This window comes from Streptomyces sp. NPDC041814, assembly GCF_055590565.1.
The window spans coordinates 216568-237417 of the sequence record NZ_JBVJAM010000013.1 but is presented as its reverse complement, the minus strand read 5'-3'; the positions used below and the strand labels follow the sequence as shown (position 1 = coordinate 237417).

The following is a 20850-nucleotide window of genomic DNA, read 5'->3' as shown; positions in this document are numbered from 1 at the left end:
GAACCCGGGCGCGGGGGCGGGCCGGGTGGGGCCCCGCCGGGCGCCCCCCCCCGGGGGGGGGTGGTTCGTGAGCCCCCCCCCCCCCCCCCCCCCCCCCCCCCCGGCGGGGCCCCGCCCCCCCCGGGGGGGGGGGGGCCCCCCCCCCCGGCGGGCCCCCCCCCCGCCCCGGGAGCAGGTCAGTCGCAGGTACCGGCGAACGTGCTCCGGGTCACGACGTCGGTGGCCGCTGCGCTCGTGTCGAGCCAGGCGATGCGGGTGCCGTCACCGAGCGACGGGGCCAGCTGGGCGCCGGAGGAGCAGGAGACCCGGGTGAAGCCGTCGACGCCGGCGAGGACGTCCTCGACCGTGGCGACCTTCACCTTGCCGGGGCCGGACCAGGAGCCGAGCGCGCCCCAGATGTCGAACGTCGAGTAGGCGAAGTACTTCTCGTTGACGGAGAACTGGGCGAGGTAGACGTTCGACGGGTAGCGCAGCTTCGCCGCCTTGGAGAGGTCGTCCAGAGGGGCCGAGGCGAAGCCGGTGCTCGGGATCAGGAAGCCGCCGGTCTCCCGCCAGAACACCCGGTCCGAGGTGAGCTGGAGGTCGGTGACCGAGTCGAAAAGGAAGCCGGTGATCCGCTTGGTCTGTGTGGTGCCCTTGGCGATGTCGTAGACGTACACATAGGTGCCGTCGCCGCCGGCCCAGGCGATCCGGCCGTTCTTCATCGCGAGCCGAGCCGCCTTGGTGCCCGCCTCCGGGGTGACATTGACCGTCGTGCCCCCGGCGGTGCGGAGCATGACGTCCTGCTCGCCGTCGGGGGTGGTGCTGATGTAGGCGAGTGCGCCGTCGTCGGTCACCGGCTCCGTCTCGTCCGCGTCCTTGCGGTCGACGAGCTTCTTGATCGCACCCTGCCCCTTGGCGCCGGTGCGGTAGATGCCGACGCCGTCCGCCGTGATCCTGGTGAAGACGATGCGGTCGTCGTCCAGGGACGGGTCCAGCAGATAGGCGTCCTGCTCGGCCAGCTCGTGGCGGGGCTTCTTGCCGAAGCGGCCCACCGTGATGCCGAACGCGGCGCCGCCCCGGTCCCAGGCGACGGCGTCGCCGTGGCTGATGGCGTAGACGTCGCCGTTGATCTGGGCGGCCTGCTCGTCGACGCCGCTGTACACCTCGTAGGCGGGCAGGACGTTCGCTCCGATGGTCGTCCCGTCGTGCGTGCCGCCCTTGTGCTCCCAGTCCTTCTCGATGCCGTGGGCGTCGAAGGCGTCGGCGATGACGGCGAGGTCGTGAGCGGAGGCGTTCAGGGAGGTGGCGGCCAGGGTGACCGCGTTGCGCATGTCGGTGAAGCCGGACAGCGGGGTGAGGTAGTTCTGCGCGGACCGGTAGACGATCCGGTCGGCGAGGCCGGGGTCGAGGTTCTTGCGCATGTCCCACAGCGCGCCGCCGACGATGGTGGAGTTGTAGTGCACCCCGCCGTTGTCGATGTCGAGCGGGATGGGCTGGTAGTCCTTCTGCGCGTCGCGCCCGTCGTTCAGGTCGCGCAGGGCGCAGTCCTCCAGCGGCTTGGTGCCGTTGCAGAGGTACTCGCCGATGAGGCCGGACGTCGGGTCGGTCATGGCGACCCCCTTGTCGGCGGTCTCCATGGCGTTGCCGAAGTAGTCGGATATCGCCTCGTTGAGCGCGCCGGACTGGTTGAGGTAGACCAGTCCCGCGGAGTGCTCGGTGACGCCGTGCGTCATCTCGTGGCCGACGACGTCCAGGCCGACGGAGAGCGGTACGCCGTCCATGTGGCCGTAGACCATCTTGGAGCCGTCCCAGAAGGCGTTGGCGTAGTCCTTGCCGTTCGCGGCCACGTTGACGACGGAGGAGATGGTGCCGCCCTTGCCGTCGACGCCGTCCCGGCCGATCTGCTTCTTGTAGTACTCGTAGACCTTCACGGCGTTGAGGTGCGCGTCCACAGCCCCGGAGGTGGTGTTCGCGCCGTCGAAGCGAGTGCTCGCGGAGGTGGCGAGCGGAACGTCGTCGGTGACCGGGCCGCCGGCGACGAGGGTGTACTGCTTCCGCTGGGCGTCGTACGTCCGGATCTGGCCGCCGGTGCTCGGGTACATGGCCCGGGTGGAGTCGACCAGCGTGTACGAGCCGTCCGTCTCCTCGTTGATGTCGAGCGGCGTCTCGGTGCCGTCGACGCGGACGCCCGTTCCGCGCGCGGGGGCCGCGTCGGCCGCGTCGATGTTGTTGTACGAGAGCGCGATGCCGCCCACCCGGGCGTCGACGAACACCTCCTGCCGTACCGGGCTGCCGTTCGACAGGCCGCCGGTGACGGTGAAGTGCCAGGCCAGGCGGCCGCCCCGGGCGTCGGGCAACACCGTGAGGCCGTGCGCCTCGGTCTTCGCGCCGCGCACCTTGGAGAGCGTGCCGTCCAGGGTGAACATCCGCTGCTTCGCCGTGGCTTCGCTCACCTCGGCGGTGGTCGGGACAGTGAGGTCCGTGTAGAGGGTGCCGGTCGCGGAGGTGACCTTCTGACCGCCGTCGGCCGCCTGGGTCTGCACCGCGTACTCGGCGCCGAAGACGGGGACGCCGTCGTGCTTCTGCTGGAAGCGGACCGAGGACTGCGTGCCCTCCTCGGTGGTCCTGACCGCCTTCAGGTCGGAGACCGGGACCTTGTACGTGTCCTGGTGCGCCTCCAGATGGGCGCGGGCGGCCTCGGCCGGGGTACCCCGGCGGGCCGACTTGTCCAGGCCCTGGGTCATCGCCGGGGCGACGCCCACGGGCGCGGTGGCCGCCTCGGGCGCCGGGACGGCGTCGTCCGCCCAGGCCGGCGCGGCCAGCAGGGCCGCACCGGTGGCGGCGGCGACCACCCCGGCCGCCAGTATTCGCAGCCCACTCGTTCGTCTCACGGAACCTCCCCATCGCACACCGTCGCCCGGACCGTCGGGGCGGCTCGGGCGTTGACGTGCTGATCGTTCGTCATGGGGAGAGGGGCGGACAAGGGATCTCGCTGGCGTGAAGGCGCCGTGGCGCAATTGCGCCTCGGAAGCGTTACGGTTCCACCGAGTTGTCCGGTCCGCCGGGCAGCCATCCGGCGCGCGCCGCGTGCCAGCCGAGCTGGAACCGGGTCGCCGCACCCACCTCGTCCATCAGCGTGTGCAGCCTGCGCTGCACGGTGCGGTGTCCCATGCCGAGTTGGCGGGCGATCGCGGCGTCGGTCAGGCCGATGTGGAGCAGGGCCACGATCTGCCGGTCGATCGCCTCGAGTTCGTGCTCGGTGCTCTCCTCGGCACCGGTCAGGTTCAGTCGTCGGCCCCGCTCGAAGTGCTGCTCGAAGAGCGAGACGAGAGCGGTGAGCAGGCCGGTGCGATGGACGACGAGCGCCACCGGTTCCGTCTCGCGCTCCGGGTCCAGGGGCAGCAGGGCGATGCGGCGGTCCACGATGGCGAGCTTGATCGGGAGCTTCTCGGTGACGGAGATGTGCTGGCCCTGGGCGACGCAGGAGGCCAGCAGATGGGCGGCCTGCGGGTCCTCCAGCCATTCCCGTTCCACGACGGTACGGACGTTCACGCCGCGGTCGGTCAGCTCGGCGTCCACCTCATCGTGGTTGTCCGCGAAGCTGAGCACCGGGGGCACGTGCCGGGCGGGGACGAGCGTGCAGACCTCAGTCCTTGCCTGCCTCTGCATGGTCAGCAGCCGCCGCCTGATCGCCGCGGGCCCCGACAGCACCTCCACCGGCGCGCCGGCACCGTACAGCTGGGCGGAGCGGTGCCGTTCGGCGAGGTCGCCCACGAGCGATTCCACCCGGTGCAGTGCGGAACGCCGCGACTCCAGGAGCGGGCCGAGGGCGAGGACGGGCGAGGCGGCCCGGTAGCGGACGACGCCCTCGGCGTCCGGCCGGTCGGCGCTGGCGAGACCGCGCTCCACGAGCGCGTCGAGGACGGGCGCGGCGGCGGTGCCGTTCAGCAGGGTCTCGAAGACGCCGCGCTCGCTGTCGGGGCGGTCCACGAGCAGCCGGTAGACCGCGTCCTCCTCGGGCCCGAGCCCGAGCAGGGTCAGCAGGGACGCGTCCACCTGCCGCCCCGCACCCTCCGGCGCCCCGGCCGCTCCCGCCCCGCCACCCGTCACTGACCCGCCCCTTCCCTAGACGGCGGTCAGATTATCGGGCGGGTACGGAGCCGGCGGCCGGCCCGCGTATCAATCGAAGTCGTACACGGTCACGGACACGCCCCGGGCCGTCAACCGGCCGGCTATGAGCGGCTCGATCCGGGACCAGGTGCCGCCCGCGAGGCCGCAGCCGATCCGGGGCATGTGCACGGAGGCGCCCAGCTCCAGGGCGCGGTCGGCCACGGCGGCCAGGCCCGTGTCGATGGCCTCGTAGCGGACCGGCGCGCCCTTGCTCCCCCGGCGCATCCCGTGCTGGCCCACCAGGTTCGCCACCCAGGTGAAGGGGGAGACCTGGACGAACCGCACCGCGCCGAGCCCGAAGTCGTTCCCCGCGCGCTCGCGGTGCCAGCTGCGATACGCGGCCTCCGGTTCGGGCCAGCGTCGCGAGAGGGCGAGGACGAAGCCCTTGCCCCAGCCGCCGAGGTCGTTGCAGACGTGGACGATGATCTTGACGCCCTTGCCCTGCGGCGCGGTCGCGTCCCCTCGTACGTACGTGATCCCGGACATGCGTTCAGGCTAGGGGGCGGCACTGACAGTGGGCCGCCCGCACTTTCACATCGGTGGTGAGACAGCAATACTGTTGCACTGGGCACCGGACACGAGGAGCGGACATGGCGACCGAGGCCGAGGAGCCGAAACTCACCGTCGACGAGTTGGCCGCCCGTGCCGGGGTGACCGTGCGGACGGTGCGGTTCTACAGCACCCGGGGGCTGCTGCCGCCGCCGGTGATCGGGCCGCGCCGGGTCGGGCACTACGGGCACGACCACCTGTCGAGGCTGGCGCTCATCGAGGAGCTTCAGCACCAGGGCATGACGCTCGCCGCGATCGAACGGTACCTGGAGCAGCTGCCGCCCGACCTGAGCGCCCACGATCTGGCCATCCACCGGGCGCTCGTCGCCTCCTGGGCACCGGACTCCCCGGAGGACGCCTCGCGGGCGGAGCTGGAGCGGCGGGCCGGGCGAACGCTGAGCGGCCAGGACCTCGACCGGCTGGCCGCGATGGGCGTGCTGGAGCGGTCCGCACCTGAGGACGGGGTGTTCCGGCTCGACCCGGGGCTGCTGCGGCTCGGTGTGGAGCTGCTCGACGTGCCGATCGCGCACGAGACGATCCTCGCCGCCCGGACGATCCTGCTGGAGCACACCCGGTCCGCCGCGCAGGAGCTGACCCGGCTCTTCCGGGACGAGGTGTGGAATCCGTACCGGGAGCGGGAAGCGGACCCCGAGCACGTGAAGGCGATGAAGTCGCTGTCCGCGCACATGCAGCCGATGGTGCTCCAGGCCCTGGTGACCGCCTTCCAGCGGTCGCTCAAGGAGGAGCTGCGGGCCGCGTTCACCGCGGAGTGAACGCGGCCTCGCATCGGGTCAGTCGTGGAAGGTCTCGCCCTTCTCCGCCTTCTCCACCAGCAGCGCGGGCGGCAGGAAGCGGTCCCCGTAACGCCCGGCGAGTTCCCGGGCGCGGGCCACGAAGCCGGGCAGGCCGCCCTCGTAACCGTTGATGTACTGGAGCACGCCGCCGGTCCACGGCGGGAAGCCGATGCCCATGATGGAGCCGATGTTGGCGTCGGCGACGGTGATCAGGACGTTCTCCTCCAGGCAGCGGACGCTGTCCAGCGCCTCCGAGAAGAGCATGCGCTCCTGCATGTCGGTGAACGGGATCTCGGTGTCCGGCTTCGTGAAGTGCTCGCGCAGACCGGGCCACAGGCGCGTGCGCCTGCCCGCCTCGTCGTACTCGTAGAAGCCCGCGCCGCCGCTGCGGCCGGGGCGGCCGAACTCGTCCACCATCCGGTCGATCACGGTGTCCGCCGGGTGCTCGGGCCAGGTGCCGCCCGCCTCCTCGACGGCCTTGCGGGTCTCGTTGCGGATCCTGCGCGGCAGGGTGAGCGTCAGCTCGTCCATCAGCGAGAGCACCTTGGCCGGGTATCCGGCCTGCGCGGCGGCCTGCTCGACGGAGGCGGGCTCGACGCCCTCGCCGACCATGGCGACGCCCTCGTTGATGAACTGGCCGATGACGCGCGAGGTGAAGAAGCCGCGCGAGTCGTTGACGACGATCGGGGTCTTCTTGATCCGGCGGACCAGGTCGAACGCGCGGGCCAGCGCCTCGTCCCCGGTCTTCTCACCCTTGATGATCTCGACCAGCGGCATCTTGTCGACCGGCGAGAAGAAGTGCAGCCCGATGAAGTCGACGGGGCGCGAGACGCCCTCGGCGAGCACGGTGATCGGCAGGGTGGAGGTGTTGGAGCAGAGCAGCGCGTCGGGCGCGATGACGTCCTGGATCTCCTGGAAGACCTTGTGCTTGAGGGCGGTGTCCTCGAACACGGCCTCGATGACCGCGTCGCAGCCCGCGAGGTCGGCCACGTCGGCGGTCGGGGTGATGCGGGCCAGCAGCTCGTCGCGCTTCGCCTCGGTCGTGCGGCCCCGGGACAGCGCCTTGTCGAGCAGCTTCTCGCTGTACGCCTTGCCCTTGGCGGCGGCCTCGGCGGAGACGTCCTTGAGGACGACCTCGATCCCGGCCCTGGCGCAGGAGTACGCGATGCCCGCGCCCATCATGCCCGCGCCGAGGACGGCGACCTTGCGGACCTGGCGCTCCTCGATGCCCTTGGGGCGGCTGGCGCCGGAGTTGACGGCCTGGAGGTCGAAGAAGAACGCCTGGATCATGTTCTTGGAGACCTGGCCGGTGACCAGCTCGGTGAAGTACCGGGCCTCGATGGTCAGGGCGGTCTCGAAGTCGACCTGCGAGCCCTCGACGGCGGCGGCGAGGATGTTGCGCGGCGCGGGCATGGGGGCACCCGCGATCTGCTTCTTCAGGTTCGACGGGAAGGCGGGCAGGTTCGCGGCGAACTTCGGGTTCGACGGGGTGCCGCCGGGGATCCGGTAGCCCTTGACGTCCCAGGGCTGCTGGGACTCGGGGTGGGCGTCGATGAAGGCGCGGGCCTTCTCGATCATCTCCTCGGGCGTGGCGGCGACCTCGTGGACGAGCCCGTTCTCCTGGGCGCGGCGCGGGGTGTACTGGGTGCCCTGGAGGAGGACCTTGAGCAGGGCGTCCGCGATGCCCATGAGGCGTACGGTGCGGGTGACGCCGCCGCCCGCGGGCAGCAGGCCGAGGGTGACCTCGGGGAGGCCGATGCGGGAGCCGGGCGCGTCGAGGGCGATGCGGTGGTGGGAGGCGAGCGCGATCTCGTAACCGCCGCCGAGGGCAGCGCCGTTGATGGCGGCGACGACCGGCTTGCCGAGGGTCTCGATGCGGCGCAGGGAGTTCTTGATGGCGGTGCCGGTGTCGAACGCGAGCTGTGCGCTCGAAGGACCGATCCTGATCATTTCCTTGAGGTCGCCACCGGCGAAGAAGGTCTTCTTGGCGGAGGTGTAGATGATGCCCCGGATGGAGTCCTTCTCGGCCTCGGCGCGGTCCGCGACGGCCGCGATGGAGTCCTTGAACGCCTGGTTCATCGTGTTGGCGGACTGGTTGGGATCGTCCAGTACGAGGGTGACGACGCCGGTCTCGTCCTGTTCCCAGCGGATGGTCGTGCTCTCGGTCATGGGTTTGTCTTCTCCGTAGGAAGGGGACGGTCAGAGACGCTCGATGACGGTGGCGATGCCCATGCCGCCGCCCACGCACAGGGTGGCGAGGCCGTAGCGCCGGTCCCGGCGCTCCAGCTCGTCGATCAGGGTGCCGAGGATCATGGCGCCGGTGGCGCCCAGCGGGTGACCGAGCGCGATGGCGCCGCCGTTGACGTTGACCTTGTCGAGGGAGACGCCCATGTCCCGGACGAAGCGCAGGACGACCCCGGCGAAGGCCTCGTTGATCTCGATGAGATCGATGTCGTCGATGGTCAGCCCGGCCTTGGCGAGCGCCTTGCGGCTGGCGGGGGCGGGGCCGGTGAGCATGATGGTCGGCTCGGAGCCGGAGACCGCGGCGGAGACGATACGGGCGCGCGGGGTCAGGCCGTAGCGCTCGCCGGTCTCCTTGTTGCCGATGGCGACGAGGGAGGCGCCGTCCACGATGCCGGAGGAGTTGCCCGCGTGGTGGACGTGGTCGATCTTCTCGACCCAGTGGTACTTCTGGAGCGCCACCGCGTCGAAGCCGCCCATCTCGCCGATCGTCGCGAAGGACGGCTTGAGCGCGGCGAGCGAGTCGGCGGTGGTGCCGGGGCGCATGTGCTCGTCGTGGTCGAGGACGACGAGGCCGTTGCGGTCCTTGACGGGGACGACGGACCGGGCGAAGCGGTTGTCCTTCCACGCCTCGGCGGCGCGCTCCTGGGACAGCGCGGCGTACTCGTCCACATCGCGGCGGGAGAAGCCCTCGATGGTGGCGATGAGGTCGGCGCCGATGCCCTGCGGGGCGAAGCCGGTCTCGAAGTTGGTCATCGGGTCCATCGCCCAGGCGCCGCCGTCGGAGCCCATCGGCACCCGGGACATGGACTCGACGCCACCCGCGAGGACCAGGTCCTCCCAGCCCGAACGCACCTTGGCGGCGGCCAGGTTGACGGCTTCGAGGCCCGAGGCGCAGAAGCGGTTCTCCTGGACGCCCGCGACAGTGTCGGGCAGGCCGGCCGCGATGGCGGCGATCCGGGCGATGTCGGAGCCCTGGTCGCCGAGCGGGCTGACCACGCCGAGGACGATGTCGTCGATGGCGGCCGGGTCCAGGCCGGGGAAGCGGTCGCGGATCTCGTGGATGAGGCCGACGACGAGGTCGATGGGCTTGGTGCCGTGCAGGGCGCCGTTGGCCTTGCCGCGACCGCGCGGGGTGCGGATCGCGTCGTAGACGAATGCTTCGGTACTCAAGACAGCTGCCTTTCGAGGGTGGTGGCGCGAGCGTGGTCCGGGAAGCGGGTCAGGCGAGCAGCGAGCGGCCGATGATCTCCTTCATGATCTCGGTCGTGCCGCCGTAGATGGTCTGGATGCGGCCGTCGGTGAACGCCCGGGCCACCGGGTACTCCGCCATGTAGCCGTAGCCTCCGTGCAGCTGGAGGCAGCGGTCGGCGACGCGCTTCTGCAGTTCGGTCGCCCACCATTTCGCCATCGAGGCGTGCACGGCGTCGAGGGTGCCGTCGGAGTGGTCCACGATGCAGCGGTCGAGGAAGGCCCGGGTGACGGCACACTCGGTGGCCATCTCCGCGATCTCGAAGCGGATGTGCTGGAGCTTGGCGAGCGGCCGGCCGAACGCCTCGCGCTCCTTGACGTACGCGGTGGTGATCTCCAGGAGGTGTTCGGCGGCGGCGATCCCGGCGACGGCTATGCCCATGCGTTCCTGGGCGAGGTTGGTCATCAGGTGGATGAAGGCGCCGTCGCGCTCGCCGAGCAGGTTCTCCTTCGGGACGCGCACGTCGTTGAAGAACAGCTCGGCCGTGTCCTGCGACTTCTGGCCGATCTTGTCGAGGTTGCGGCCCCGCTCGAAGCCCTCCGCGCCCCGCTCCGCCACGATCAGCGAGAGGCCCTTGGCGCCGCCCTCCGGGGTGGTCTTCGCGACGACGACCACCAGGTCGGCCAGGATGCCGTTGGAAATGAACGTCTTGGAACCGTTGAGCAGCCAGTGGTCGCCCTTGTCCTCGGCGGTGGTGCGGATGCCCTGGAGGTCGGACCCGGCGCCGGGTTCGGTCATGGCGATGGCGGTGATGGTCTCGCCGCTGCAGAAGCCGGGCAGCCAGCGCCGCTTCTGCTCCTCGGTGGCGAGACCGGTGAGGTACGGGCCGATGATGTCGTTGTGCAGTCCGAGCGCGATTCCGGGGGTGCCGGCCCGGGTGAACTCCTCGGCCAGGACCGCGCTGTAGCGGAAGTCGGGATTGCCGCCGCCTCCGTACTCCTCGGGCACCGCGAGGCCGAGGAGGCCCTGCCGTCCGGCGGCGCGCCACGCCTCGCGGGAGACGATGCCGTCCTTCTCCCACTGCTCGTAGTGCGGAAGGACCTCCTTGGCGAGGAAGGTACGCACGGTCTCGCGGAACGCGTCGTGCTCTTCGGTGAAGATCTGCCGCTGCATCAGGGAGTGGTGTCCTTCCGGGTGGTCCGCAGGCCGGGGACGTCCCAGTCGGCGGCGACGGCTTCGGTGTCCGCGCCCGGCAGGACGGGCCCGCTGCGCACGGACGCGGGCGTGGCCGAGAAGCGGGGCGCGGGCGCGGGCTGGGTGAGTCCGCCGTGCTCCACGAAGGTGGCGCGGGCGGCGAGGTGGGGATGGTGCGGGGCCTCGCGGAGCGAGAGGACGGGCGCGACGCAGGCGTCCGACCCGTCGAAGACCTCGGTCCACTCGGCGCGGGTGCGGGTGCGGAACCGGTCCGCGACGGCGCCGCGCAGTTCCTCCCAGCGGGCCAGGTCGTTCCGGTCGGGGGCGGTGTCCGCGATGCCGAGGAGCTCGACGAACTCGTCGTAGAACCGCTGCTCCAGCGGGCCCACCGCCATGTACTGCCCGTCGGCGGTCTCGTACGAGCCGTAGAACGGGCAGCCGCCGTCCAGCAGGTTGGCGCCGCGCCGGTCCTGCCAGCCGCCGGCCGCGAGCATGCCGTGGATCATCGTGGCGAGGTGGGCGGCGCCGTCCACGATCGCCGCGTCGACCACCTGTCCGGTGCCGCCGGGCGTACGGGCGTGCTGGAGGGCGGCGAGGACGCCGATGACGAGGTAGAGCGAGCCGCCCGCGTAGTCGCCGACCAGGTTGGCGGGGACGGTGGGCGGCTCGTCCGGCCGGCCGATCATGGAGAGGGTGCCGGTGAGCGCGATGTACGCGATGTCGTGCCCGGCGCGCTCGGCGAGCGGCCCGTCCTGGCCCCATCCGGTCATCCGCCCGTAGACCAGGTCCGGGTTGCGGGCCAGGCAGGCGTCGGGGCCCACGCCGAGGCGTTCGGCGACGCCCGGCCGGTAGCCCTCGATGAGGACGTCGGCGCGGGCGGCCAGGTCCAGGACGGTGGCCGGGCCGTCCGGGGCCTTGAGGTCGACCAGCACGGAGCGCTTGTTGCGGTTGGTGAGGTCGCGGGCCGGGTCGATGCCGAGCCCGGCGCCGCCGGGGCGGTCGACGCGCACCACGTCGGCGCCCAGATCGGCCAGGAGCATCGCGGCGAAGGGGCCGGGCCCGATGCCGGCGAGCTCCACCACCCGTAGCCCGTCGAGGGGACCGCGCGGGCCGCGCGGGCCGTTACCTGTACTCGCCATCGAGCCCCCAGCGGTATGACACAACTGATGTAACATCGATGATGCTAAGAACGCACCGCGCTCCGCACAACCCCCTGGGCCGAGCAAGCGCTTAGTTCTTCTCGCGGATACTCATGGATACTCCCCCATGACCCCCTCCCGCCCGCACACCGCCACGGGGGGCCGCGCTAACCTCTGCTCGCTCCGTCCGGCGCCGTCCTCCGTGGAGGCTTTCGTGAACAGGCAGAACGGGCCCGCACGCCCCTATGACGTAGTCCTTTTCGGCGCCACCGGCTTCGTGGGCGCGCTCACCGCCGAGTATCTGGCCCGGCACGCCCCCGAAGGCTTCCGCTGGGCCCTGGCCGGACGCGACCGCGCGAAGCTGGAGAAGCTGCGCGCCCGGCTGACCGCCCTCGATCCGCGCTGTACGGACCTGCCCCTGCTGGAGGCGGACGCGGCCGACTCCGACTCGCTGCGCGTGCTGGCCGAGTCCGCGCACGTGGTGGCCACGACCGTCGGCCCCTACGTCTGGTACGGCGAACAGCTGGTCGCCGCCTGCGCGGAGGCGGGAACGGACTACACGGACCTGACGGGCGAGCCGGAGTTCGTGGACCGGATGTACGTGGCGCACGACACCCGGGCCCGGGAGACCGGCGCCCGCATCGTGCACGCCTGCGGCTTCGACTCCGTGCCGCACGACCTCGGCGCCTACTTCACGGTCCGGCAGCTGCCGGCGGACGTGCCGCTGCGCATCGACGGCTTCGTCCGCAGCAACGCCGTCTTCTCCGGCGGTACGTTCGCCTCGGCCCTCACCGCGATGGGCCGGGGCGCGCAGACGGCGCGCGCCGCGAAGGAGCGCCGGCTGCACGAGCCCCGGCCGGCCGGGCGCCGCGTCCACGCCCCGCTCGGCCGCCCCCGCTTCAGCCCGGAGACGGGCACCTGGGCGCTTCCGCTGCCGACGCTCGACGCGCGGATCATCGCCCGCTCGGCGAAGGCGCTGCCCCGCTACGGCCCCGACTTCCGCTACCGCCACTACGCCTCGGTCAAGCGCCTCCCGGTGGCCCTCGGCGGCACCGCCGCGCTCGGCGTACTGCTCGGTGCCGCGCAGGTGCCGGCCGCGCGGGAGTGGCTGATGGGGCGTTACGAGCCCGGCGCGGGCCCGGACGCGGAGCGCAGGCTGCGCAGCTGGTTCACCGTGCGGTTCGTCGGCGAGGGCGGTGGGCGGCGGGTGTTCACGGAAGTGTCGGGCGGCGATCCGGGGTACGACGAGACGGCGAAGATGCTCGCCGAGTCCGCGCTGTGCCTGGCGCTGGACGAGCTGCCGGCCACCTCGGGGCAGGTCACCACGGCCGCCGCGATGGGCGACGCGCTGCTGGACCGGCTGGTGGCGGCCGGTCTGCGGTTCCGGGTGGCGGCGGTGCGCTGAACGGTCGCGGGGGGGCGGTCGCGGGAGGGGCGGTCGCGGTCTCAGCCGGTCGCCTCGCGCAGGGCCCTGCGGCACAGGGCGTCCGCCCTGCGCGTCGTCTCGGGCTGCCGGAAGTCCCGGGCGAGCGCGAGGGTGTGCGCGACGGCGTTGTCCAGTCCGGTGCGGTGCCCGACCGAGACGTAGACCGGCTTGGTGCCCGCCCGGGTGCGCAGGGCCCGGCCGACCTCCTCCGCCCCGTCCAGCAGCGGCGACTGGTCCCCGCGCTCCGGGCCGGGCTGCTCGTAGGTGAAGGTGAACGGATTCTTCGCGACGCCGATGACCGGGAGCCCCGTGAGGACGCCGAGGTGGCTGGCGAGGCCGAAGCGGCGGGGGTGGGCCCTGCCGTACCCGTCGCAGACGACGAGCCCGGGGTCGGCGGCCAGGTTTTCCAGGGCGGCCAGGACCGTCGGGATCTCGCGGAAGGCCAGCAGCCCCGGGACGTACGGGAAGCTGACCCGGCCGACGGCGGTGGCCTCCTCCACCACCTCCAGCGTCGCGGCGTCGAGCACGACGGCCGCCGCCGCCACGATGTCGCGTTCGTCGTCATAGGCGACGTCGACCCCGGTGACCCGGCCGGTCGCCGGGGGCGGACCCGGCTCATCGAGGATCACCCTGCCGCGCAGGGCGTCCTGGAGGGCACGGGCTTCGGCGGCATCGGAGGGCATGTGGAGCGCTGTCATGGTGCGTCCACCCTAGGCGGTGCCCCCAACACCCCCGCCGGTAGCCTGAGATCATGTTCGTACTTGAGCTGTCCTACACCGCCCCGATGGACCGCGTCGACGCGACGCTGGACGCGCACGTGGCCTGGCTCGACCGGAGTTACGAGGCCGGGGTGTTCATCGCCTCCGGGCGCAAGAACCCCCGGGACGGCGGGGTGATCCTCGCGGTCGGGGACGACCGGGCGGCTATCGAACGGCTGGCGGCCACCGATCCGTTCGTGGTCGAGGGCGTGTGCGCGTACCGGATCACCGAGTTCATCGCCACCAAGACCTCGGACGCGCTCGCCCCTTACCGCCAGCAGCTCTGACGGGTGCTCCGCCCGTAACGGGGCAGGTGAACGGGCAGCGGTGTGCGGTGATACAGCTCACGCCGCTTCCTGGTGCACGGATCGGCGGCTTCCGTCGTCTCTACGGGTGCCGGGAATCGTTCGTCCGGTCGCGAGAGGGAGCAGGTTCGTGTCCACGGTCATCGAACAGTCCGTAGAGGCCCGCATGGTGGCGTCCGCGCCGCAGATGGAGACGCTGCCCGCCGTCCTGAGCTACGACCGGGCGGATCCCTTCGCCGTACGCATGGCGTTCCCGGCGCCGGCGACGCTGGAAGGGACCGAGGTGTCCTGGCAGTTCTCCCGGGATCTGCTCGCCGCCGGGATGGAGGTGCCGTCCGGGCTCGGGGACGTACGGATCAGGCCGTTCGGCTACGACCGCACGGTGCTGGAGTTCCACGCCGCCGAGGGGATCGCGATGGTGCACGTGCGCACCGCGGATCTGCGGCGGTTCCTGCGGCGGGCCCAGGAGCTGGTGCCCTGCGGCCACGAGCACCGGTTCCTGGACCTGGACCGGAATCTGACCGAGCTGTTCGGCCCCCACTGACTCCGTTCCGGGGCGGCCGTTAATTCGATTGCTCCCGCTGCCCGCCCCGCGTACCGTTTCCGGTGTCCTTGTCGTCGTCGAATGGAGCAGGCCGTTGAAGGTCTGAGGTCCCGAGACACCGTGTCGCGTGCCATGACCGGCTTCTGCCGTGTCCGCGCGCCCGAGTGCGACCTCAGCTCTCCGAGCCGTCCTCCGCGACCAGGGCCTTCCCTCCGCATGACCGGGTTTTCCGCCGGAATGCGTCGAATGCCAGTGGCCGGTGTCTCGCCCCGTTGCCCTGTCCTTCCTCGCAACCGGGAGATTCCTCATGTCTACCCCCACCACCCACATCACCTGCTCCGCCCTCTCCCTGGTCTGGCCCGACGGCGGCCGGGCCCTGGACGGCCTCCAGCTCTCCGTGGGCCCCGGCCGCACGGGGCTCATCGGCCTCAACGGGGCCGGAAAATCGACCCTGCTCCGGCTGCTCGCCGGGGAACTCGAACCCACCGCGGGCCGGATCAGCGTCTCCGGTGAAGTGGGCTATCTGCCGCAGAACCTGGTCCTGGACACGGAGCTGCGCGTCGACGCGGCACTCGGGATCGACACGGCCCGCCGGGCGCTGCACGCCATCGAGGCCGGTGACGTCGGCGAGGAGCACTTCGCCGCCGTCGGCGACGACTGGGACGTCGAGGAGCGCGCCCGCGCCACCCTCGACGGGCTGGGCCTCGGCCACATCGGGCTCGACCGCACGATCGGAGAGATGTCGGGCGGCGAGTGCGTGCTGCTGCGGCTGGCCGCGCTGCTGCTGGCCCGGCCCGATGTGCTGCTGCTCGACGAGCCGACCAACAACCTGGACCCGTACGCCAGGCAGCGGCTGTACGCGGCGGTCGACGCCTGGCAGGGGGTGCTCGTCGTCGTCAGCCACGACCGGGAACTCCTGGAGCGGGTCGACCAGATCGCCGACCTGCGGGACTCCACCGTCACCTGGTACGGCGGCAACCTCTCCGCGTACGAGGCCGCGCTGGCCGTCGAGCAGGAGGCGGCCGAACGCATGGTGCGCGTCGCCGAGGCCGACATGAAGCGGCAGAAGCGCGAACTGGCCGAGGCCCAGGTGAAACTGGCCCGGCGCAAGCGGTACGGACAGAAGATGTACGAGCAGAAGCGCGAGCCCAAGATCGTCATGGGGGCGCGCAAGCGGGCCGCCCAGGAGTCCGCGGGCAAGCACCGGATCATGCACGCGGAGCGGCTGGCCGAGGCGAAGGAGCGCCTGGACGACGCCGTCGAGCTGGTCCGCGACGACGACGAGATCCGGGTCGAGCTGCCGCACACCCGGGTCCACCCGGGCCGCGGCGTCCTGGTCCTGCGCGATCTGGAACTCGCGTACGGGGCACGGGTCCGGGGCCAGTACGAGGTGCGCGGTCCGGAGCGCATCGCACTGGTGGGCCGCAACGGGGCGGGCAAGACCACGCTGCTCCGTACGCTCGCCGGTGAGCTGGCACCGGTGTCCGGGGAGGCGGTGACCGAGGTTCCGCTGCGCTTCCTGCCCCAGCGGCTCGACGTGCTGGACGACGGGCTGAGCGTGGTGGAGAACGTGGCGCGGTTCGCCCCGGACGCCACCAACAACCACATCAGGGCGAGGCTCGCGCACTTCCTCTTCCGGGGTGCGCGGGCGGACCGGGCGGCGGGGACGCTGTCGGGCGGGGAGCGGTTCCGGGCGGCGCTGGCCGCGCTGCTGCTGGCCGAACCGGCGCCCCAGCTGCTGATGCTGGACGAGCCGACGAACAGCCTCGACCTGGCGAGCGTACGACGGCTGACCGAGGCGCTGGAGGCGTACGAGGGGGCGCTCGTCGTGGCCAGCCACGACGTGCCGTTCCTGGAATCGCTGGGGATCACCCGCTGGCTGCTGCTCGACGGCGAGCTGCGGGACACCACGGCAGAGGAGGTACGCGCCGGTCTGTGACGCACGAACGAGGGGGTGGGCGCCGGGCCGGGAGCCCACCCCCTCCGCCTCCGATCACGCGGAGTGAGCGGCGCTCGCCCGTTCGGGCTTGGCCAGAGCCTTACCGCCGCTTTAACCTACGGTCTCGTAACCTACGAAGCCGTAGGTAAATCTCCCGTCCCCAGGAGCCCTCGTGACCATTACTTCTCCCCACCTCGGCAGTTCACAGGCGTGGACCGACGCCCATCTCCTGTTCGCCCTGGAAGAGGTGGTCGAGAAGGAGCTCAACCGGCACCTCAAGGTCGCCAAGGACTGGATGCCGCACGAGTACGTCCCCTTCTCGGACGGGCGCAACTTCCCCGGCGTCTTCGAGGACGGCGAGGCGTGGCGGTCCGACCAGTCCAAGGTCACCGACATCGGCAAGATCGCGCTCGTGGTCAACCTCCTCACCGAGGACAACCTCCCCAGCTACCACCACGAGATCGCCACGCTCTTCGGCCGCGACGGCGCCTGGGGCACCTGGGTGCACCGCTGGACGGCCGAGGAGGGCCGGCACGGCATCGTGATGCGGGACTACCTGCTCACCTCGCGTGCCGTCGACCCGGACAAGCTGGAGCAGTTCCGGATGGCGCACATGGCGGAGGGCTTCGAGTCCGACAACCGGCACTCGATGCTGCACTCCGTGGCCTATGTGGCCTTCCAGGAGCTGGCGACCCGCGTCTCGCACCGCAACACCGGACACCAGTCGGGCGACCCGGTCTGCGACCGGATGCTGGCGCGCATCGCGACCGACGAGAACCTGCACATGGTCTTCTACCGCAACCTGCTGGGCGCGGCGTTCCAGCTGGCCCCCGACCTGACGATGCAGTCCGTGCGCGACGTCGTCGTCAACTTCCGGATGCCCGGCCACGGCATGCCCGGCTTCGAGCGGGCCGCCGCGCAGATGGCGATCGGTGAGATCTACAACATGCGCATCCACCACGACGACGTCATCCAGCCGGTGCTGCGCTATCTGAAGGTCCTCGACATCGACGGCCTGGGCCCGGAGGGCCTGAAGGCGCAGGAGGAGCTAGGCCTGTACATGCACGGCCTGGACACCGAGGCCGCGAAGTTCGACGAGAAGCTGGCCGCCCGCAAGGCCCGGATGGCCGCCCGCGCCTAGGCCCGACCGCGCCGAGGTGACGCTCCGGGAGACCGCTCACTCCCGGACCGTCACCTCCGCGTACGCCGCGTCGCGCACCTCCGCCTCCGGGTGGCGCCGCAGCAGCCGCAGCTGGGTCCGCCACGGACCGGTCCACCCCGTGTGCCGCCCGCCGGCTGCGACCAGCCGCACCGCCAGCAGGCCGTGCGCGAGGCCGCCGTCCTCGGCGAGGCGCCCCGCCACCGCGACCAGCGTCGCCGCCCCGTCCTCGCCCTGCGGGTCGCCGTGGTGCGTGGCGTACAGGAGGGCGATGCGGGCGGCGAGCACGGGCCGGCCGGTGAGCAGCAGGGCGATGCGGTCCAGTTCCGCGTGCAGCGCGTCCGCCCCGCTCTCCGGGTCCACCGCCCTGGCCAGCAGCTCCGCGGCCTGCGGTACGTAGTCGCGGTGGCGGGCCAGCCGGTCGCCGGCGGCGGCGAGCACGGAGCGCAGGGTCGCGTCGGGGCGCGCCCCGGCCGCCGAGGCGAGGCGGTTCACCAGGTGCACGGCCCTTTGCCGTTCGGGCCGGTCCCGGTCGCTGCCCGCGTCGTCCATGGCCACGGAGTCCGTGAGGGTGCCCAGCGCGCCCATCAGCGCCCGCGCGGCCTCTCCGGAGGCGGCGGGCGCGGCACCGGCCAGCGCGTCGGCGGCCGAGCGCCAGGAGCGGCGGCGCGCCAGGTCCGTCGTGGCGGCGGCCAGCACCTCGCAGATGCCCGGCTCCCACGGTATCCAGCGGGCCACCACGGCGTGGGCGGCTGCCGCCAGCTCCTCGTCGTCCGTGCCGCACACCTCGCGCACCAGGCGCGCGTAGCCGGTGCGGTGCGCACCGGGCAGGTCCATGGGCCGCACGCGCAGGACGGCGGTGCGCAGCACGGCGGGCCCGGCTGCGGCGTCCGCGAGCAGCCCCCACATCCGCGCGTCCCCGAGCAGCCCGATCGCCCCGGCCACGCAGGCGGCCCGGACGTCCGGGTGCTGGCCGGGGGCCTCGTAGCCCTCGGTGACCAGGTCGGCGGCGGTCTCCCGGGGCAGCCGGGCCACGGCGAGCCGGACGGCCTCCTTGCGGCTGGTGACCTTGCCGGTGCCCGGGGCCAGCCGGGCGCGGAGCATCGGGGCGAGGACTGAGGGGCGGACGTCCTGGGAGGCCCGGCCGGCCGCGAAGACGGCGACCCGGGCGCGGTCGTCCCCGGTGTGCGCGAGCAGCGTGGGCAGCACCTCGGGGGCGCGGTCGGTGTGGCCGAGCGCGGTGAGCGCCGCCTCGGCGAGCACGACGTCGTCGGAGCCGGTCCATTCCCCCAGCGCCTCGGCGCCGGTCCCGGGGATGCGGGCCAGGGCGGCGACGGCGCGCGCCCGCCCGTGCAGCGGCAGCTTCCCGTCGCGCGCCGCGTGGCGCAGGGCGCGTGCGGCGGCGCGGTGCTGGCGGGGCACCCAGCGGCGGATCTCGGGCCCGGGGTGGACGGTCCAGGGGCGGCCGGGGGTCAGGAAGCGGCCGTGCGGCGGCGGGGTCGCGAGGTACGGGTCGAGGAGATCGGTCCGGGTGCGGGTGAGGACCGCCAGCACTTCGGGCAGGGTGCCCGCCGAGGGGTCGAGCGCGAGCAGCCGTTCGACGCGCTCGCCCCGGTCCGTGTCCGGTTCGAGCCACAGCCGGACGGCGGTCCGCGCGGTGGTGACCGAGCCGTAGCGGATCGCCTGCCACAGCAGGTCCTGGAGCTCGGGCAGCCCGGCGGCGCGACGGCCCAGCGCCCGGACGAGCGCGAACGCGAGCCCGTAGTCGCTCTTCTCCGCGCCCGCCTCCAGCCAGGGCCGCAGGGCCTCGAACACGTCGTGCTCCTGGTCCCGGCGCAGGGTGCGGTCGAGCCGGCCGAGGTCGGCGCCGCCGGTGTTGCCGGAGATCCGGACCAGGGTGCGCAGCGACCAGCTGACCAGGCCCTGTCGTCGCATTCCCGTCCGCCCGGCAGACGGGAATGCAGCGTCGGGGCCCGGGGCCCGGCGGCCGGTGGCGACGTGTTCGCGCAGCAGCCGCACGGCGAGGGTGCTCAGGGCGCGGCGGGTGGCGTAGGAGGAGTCCCGGGCCTCGACGGCGTCGGCCGCGATCCGGTCCAGGGCCGGTTCCATGGCCTCGGTGAACAGTGCGGCGGGGATGTCCGCCAGGGCGAGGAGGGCGGCCGAGCGGACGGGGTCCTGCTCGTTGCGGAGCCTCGCCATGTCGTCCAGGAGTACGGCGACGGGCCCGGGCGCGCCGGTGCGCCCGGCGTTGCGGACGAGCAGCGGCCAGACGAGGGCCCGGTCGCCGGCGGCCGGTCTGCGGGTGGCGGCGAGGAGCCGGTCCCACACCTCGGCGGCCGGGAGGTAGGACTGGGCGAGCAGCACGGTGTGCCAGTCCTCGCCGCGTTCGGCGGCCCGGTCCGCCATGCGCCGGGCCTCGTCGGCGACGCCGCTGCGGGGCAGTGCGTCGAGGAGGTCCGCGTCGACGGCGGGGCCGCCCGGGCCGCGCCCGGCGGTGACCGAGGCGTGCACGCCGGCGCGGCGGCCGGGCGGGAGGGCGGCGAGGAGCCGGGCGAGGCCCGCGGAGTCCTGGGCCATGGCGAGGCCCAGCTCCACGACGAGCCCTTCCGGGGCGGTGCGGGCGAGGCGGCGAAGCACGCCGTCGGGCACCCGGCGCGCGCCGTGCTCCAGCATCGGCCGGGTTTCCGGGCGCAACAGCAGCCGGGCGGTCCGGGCCGGGTCGGCGGCGGCGAGGGCGCCGAGGCGGCGGGCGAGCGGCCAGGGCAGGGTGGCGGGGCCGAAGCGGTCGAGCAGTTCGAGGACGCGGGAGGGGCGGGCGGCGGCGGTGGCGGCGATCCCGGGGGCGTACCGCTGCCACCACTCCGGGCGCTGCGGCTCGGGCAGTTCGGCGAGCTGCCGTTCGACGGCGTCCAGGAGGGGACCGGGGTGGCGGCGCCCCAGGCCGCTCCAGCCGCGTACGGCGTACAGCAGCTCGGGCAGCAGCCGGGCCACGGTGCCGGCGGAGCAGCCGGGCAGCAGCACGGCCGCCTCGGCGTCGCCCCAGTCGGCGCGGACCTGGTCGAGGAGCCGGGCGGCGAGGTCGGTGCGCCGGTCGTGGACGACCGCCCGCAGCAGGCGGCGGCGCGCGGCGCGGGGCAGGTCGTCCAGGGCCTGTGCGTACGCCTCGTCGGGGACGCCGAGGCTCCGGGCGACCCGCAGGGCGTGGCCCTGCACGAAGGGGTCCGGGTCGGCGAGGTGCGCCGCGATCCACTCCGCGTCGCCGCCGACGGACGCCGCGACGACGGCGAGGCCCCGCTCGTAGGGGCCGCGCCGGTCCAGCTCGTCCAGGACACGACGCAATTCCCCCGAAGCGGACAGAACGCGGGCCCGGGTGGCGAGTTCGCGCATGCGCCGGGGATACGGAAGCGGGTCGAGGGACTTCAGCAGGGCGTCGGTCATGCGGCGATTCTGCCGTGCGG

The 20850-nt window shown here is 72.9% G+C and carries 15 protein-coding genes; 6 read left to right on the top strand and 9 right to left on the bottom strand.

Annotation, left to right across the window (positions count from 1 at the left end):
- Positions 1-176: 176 nt before the first annotated feature.
- From ACZ6C6_RS29105 to ACZ6C6_RS29095, 3 genes are all read right to left on the bottom strand, one after another.
- A complete protein-coding gene (locus ACZ6C6_RS29105; RefSeq protein ID WP_469206904.1) occupies positions 177-2873 on the bottom strand; it encodes a M4 family metallopeptidase in 2697 nt (898 codons plus the stop codon).
- Between the two features lie 142 nt (positions 2874-3015).
- Positions 3016-4092 carry a hypothetical protein gene (locus ACZ6C6_RS29100; RefSeq protein ID WP_469206902.1) on the bottom strand — a complete coding sequence of 359 codons (1077 nt, stop codon included), beginning with the start codon at positions 4090-4092 and terminating at the stop codon, positions 3016-3018.
- Between the two features lie 69 nt (positions 4093-4161).
- Complete coding sequence (locus ACZ6C6_RS29095; protein ID WP_469206900.1) at positions 4162-4638, bottom strand: macro domain-containing protein; 477 nt, start codon at positions 4636-4638, stop codon at positions 4162-4164.
- Positions 4639-4742: 104 nt separating this feature from the next.
- Here ACZ6C6_RS29095 and ACZ6C6_RS29090 point away from each other — a divergent pair, with 104 nt between their 5' ends.
- The gene (locus tag ACZ6C6_RS29090) at positions 4743-5474 is read left to right on the top strand and encodes a MerR family transcriptional regulator (RefSeq protein ID WP_469206898.1); all 732 of its coding nucleotides are present in this window, start codon (positions 4743-4745) and stop codon (positions 5472-5474) included.
- 18 nt (positions 5475-5492) lie between these two features.
- Here ACZ6C6_RS29090 and ACZ6C6_RS29085 read toward each other — a convergent pair whose 3' ends face one another.
- Genes ACZ6C6_RS29085 through ACZ6C6_RS29070 form a run of 4 tightly spaced genes read right to left on the bottom strand, consistent with a single transcriptional unit; the run spans position 5493 to position 11261 of the window.
- Entirely contained in the window at positions 5493-7664 is a 2172-nt protein-coding gene (locus ACZ6C6_RS29085) for a 3-hydroxyacyl-CoA dehydrogenase NAD-binding domain-containing protein (RefSeq protein WP_469206896.1), read from the bottom strand.
- A gap of 30 nt (positions 7665-7694) precedes the next feature.
- A complete protein-coding gene (locus tag ACZ6C6_RS29080; protein ID WP_469206894.1) occupies positions 7695-8909 on the bottom strand; it encodes an acetyl-CoA C-acetyltransferase in 1215 nt (404 codons plus the stop codon).
- 49 nt (positions 8910-8958) lie between these two features.
- On the bottom strand, positions 8959-10101 hold the full coding sequence (locus ACZ6C6_RS29075; protein ID WP_469206892.1) for an acyl-CoA dehydrogenase family protein: 1143 nt from the start codon (positions 10099-10101) through the stop codon (positions 8959-8961).
- The gene (locus ACZ6C6_RS29070) at positions 10101-11261 is read right to left on the bottom strand and encodes a CaiB/BaiF CoA transferase family protein (protein WP_469206890.1); all 1161 of its coding nucleotides are present in this window, start codon (positions 11259-11261) and stop codon (positions 10101-10103) included. The genes ACZ6C6_RS29075 and ACZ6C6_RS29070 overlap by 1 nt, the downstream gene beginning before the upstream one ends.
- A gap of 214 nt (positions 11262-11475) precedes the next feature.
- Between ACZ6C6_RS29070 and ACZ6C6_RS29065 the strand changes: the two genes are divergently transcribed.
- Positions 11476-12666 carry a saccharopine dehydrogenase family protein gene (locus tag ACZ6C6_RS29065; protein ID WP_469206888.1) on the top strand — a complete coding sequence of 397 codons (1191 nt, stop codon included), beginning with the start codon at positions 11476-11478 and terminating at the stop codon, positions 12664-12666.
- A 41-nt stretch (positions 12667-12707) separates the two neighbouring features.
- Here the strand turns inward: ACZ6C6_RS29065 and ACZ6C6_RS29060 are convergent, their stop codons facing one another.
- The gene (locus ACZ6C6_RS29060) at positions 12708-13370 is read right to left on the bottom strand and encodes an endonuclease V (protein WP_469206917.1); all 663 of its coding nucleotides are present in this window, start codon (positions 13368-13370) and stop codon (positions 12708-12710) included.
- A gap of 68 nt (positions 13371-13438) precedes the next feature.
- On the opposite strand from ACZ6C6_RS29060, the gene ACZ6C6_RS29055 reads away from it, so the two are divergent.
- The 4 genes from ACZ6C6_RS29055 to ACZ6C6_RS29040 all read left to right on the top strand — a co-directional run bounded on the left by ACZ6C6_RS29055 (position 13439) and on the right by ACZ6C6_RS29040 (position 17374).
- On the top strand, positions 13439-13732 hold the full coding sequence (locus ACZ6C6_RS29055; protein ID WP_469206886.1) for a YciI family protein: 294 nt from the start codon (positions 13439-13441) through the stop codon (positions 13730-13732).
- 148 nt (positions 13733-13880) lie between these two features.
- Positions 13881-14294 (top strand): spore wall synthesis regulator SsgD, encoded by a 414-nt coding sequence (ssgD, locus tag ACZ6C6_RS29050; protein ID WP_469206884.1) that lies wholly within the window; start codon positions 13881-13883, stop codon positions 14292-14294.
- Positions 14295-14601: 307 nt separating this feature from the next.
- Complete coding sequence (locus ACZ6C6_RS29045; protein WP_469206882.1) at positions 14602-16233, top strand: ABC-F family ATP-binding cassette domain-containing protein; 1632 nt, start codon at positions 14602-14604, stop codon at positions 16231-16233.
- 172 nt (positions 16234-16405) lie between these two features.
- Entirely contained in the window at positions 16406-17374 is a 969-nt protein-coding gene (locus tag ACZ6C6_RS29040) for an acyl-ACP desaturase (RefSeq protein WP_469206880.1), read from the top strand.
- 36 nt (positions 17375-17410) lie between these two features.
- Here ACZ6C6_RS29040 and ACZ6C6_RS29035 read toward each other — a convergent pair whose 3' ends face one another.
- A complete protein-coding gene (locus ACZ6C6_RS29035; protein ID WP_469206878.1) occupies positions 17411-20830 on the bottom strand; it encodes a hypothetical protein in 3420 nt (1139 codons plus the stop codon).
- Positions 20831-20850 lie beyond the last annotated feature (20 nt).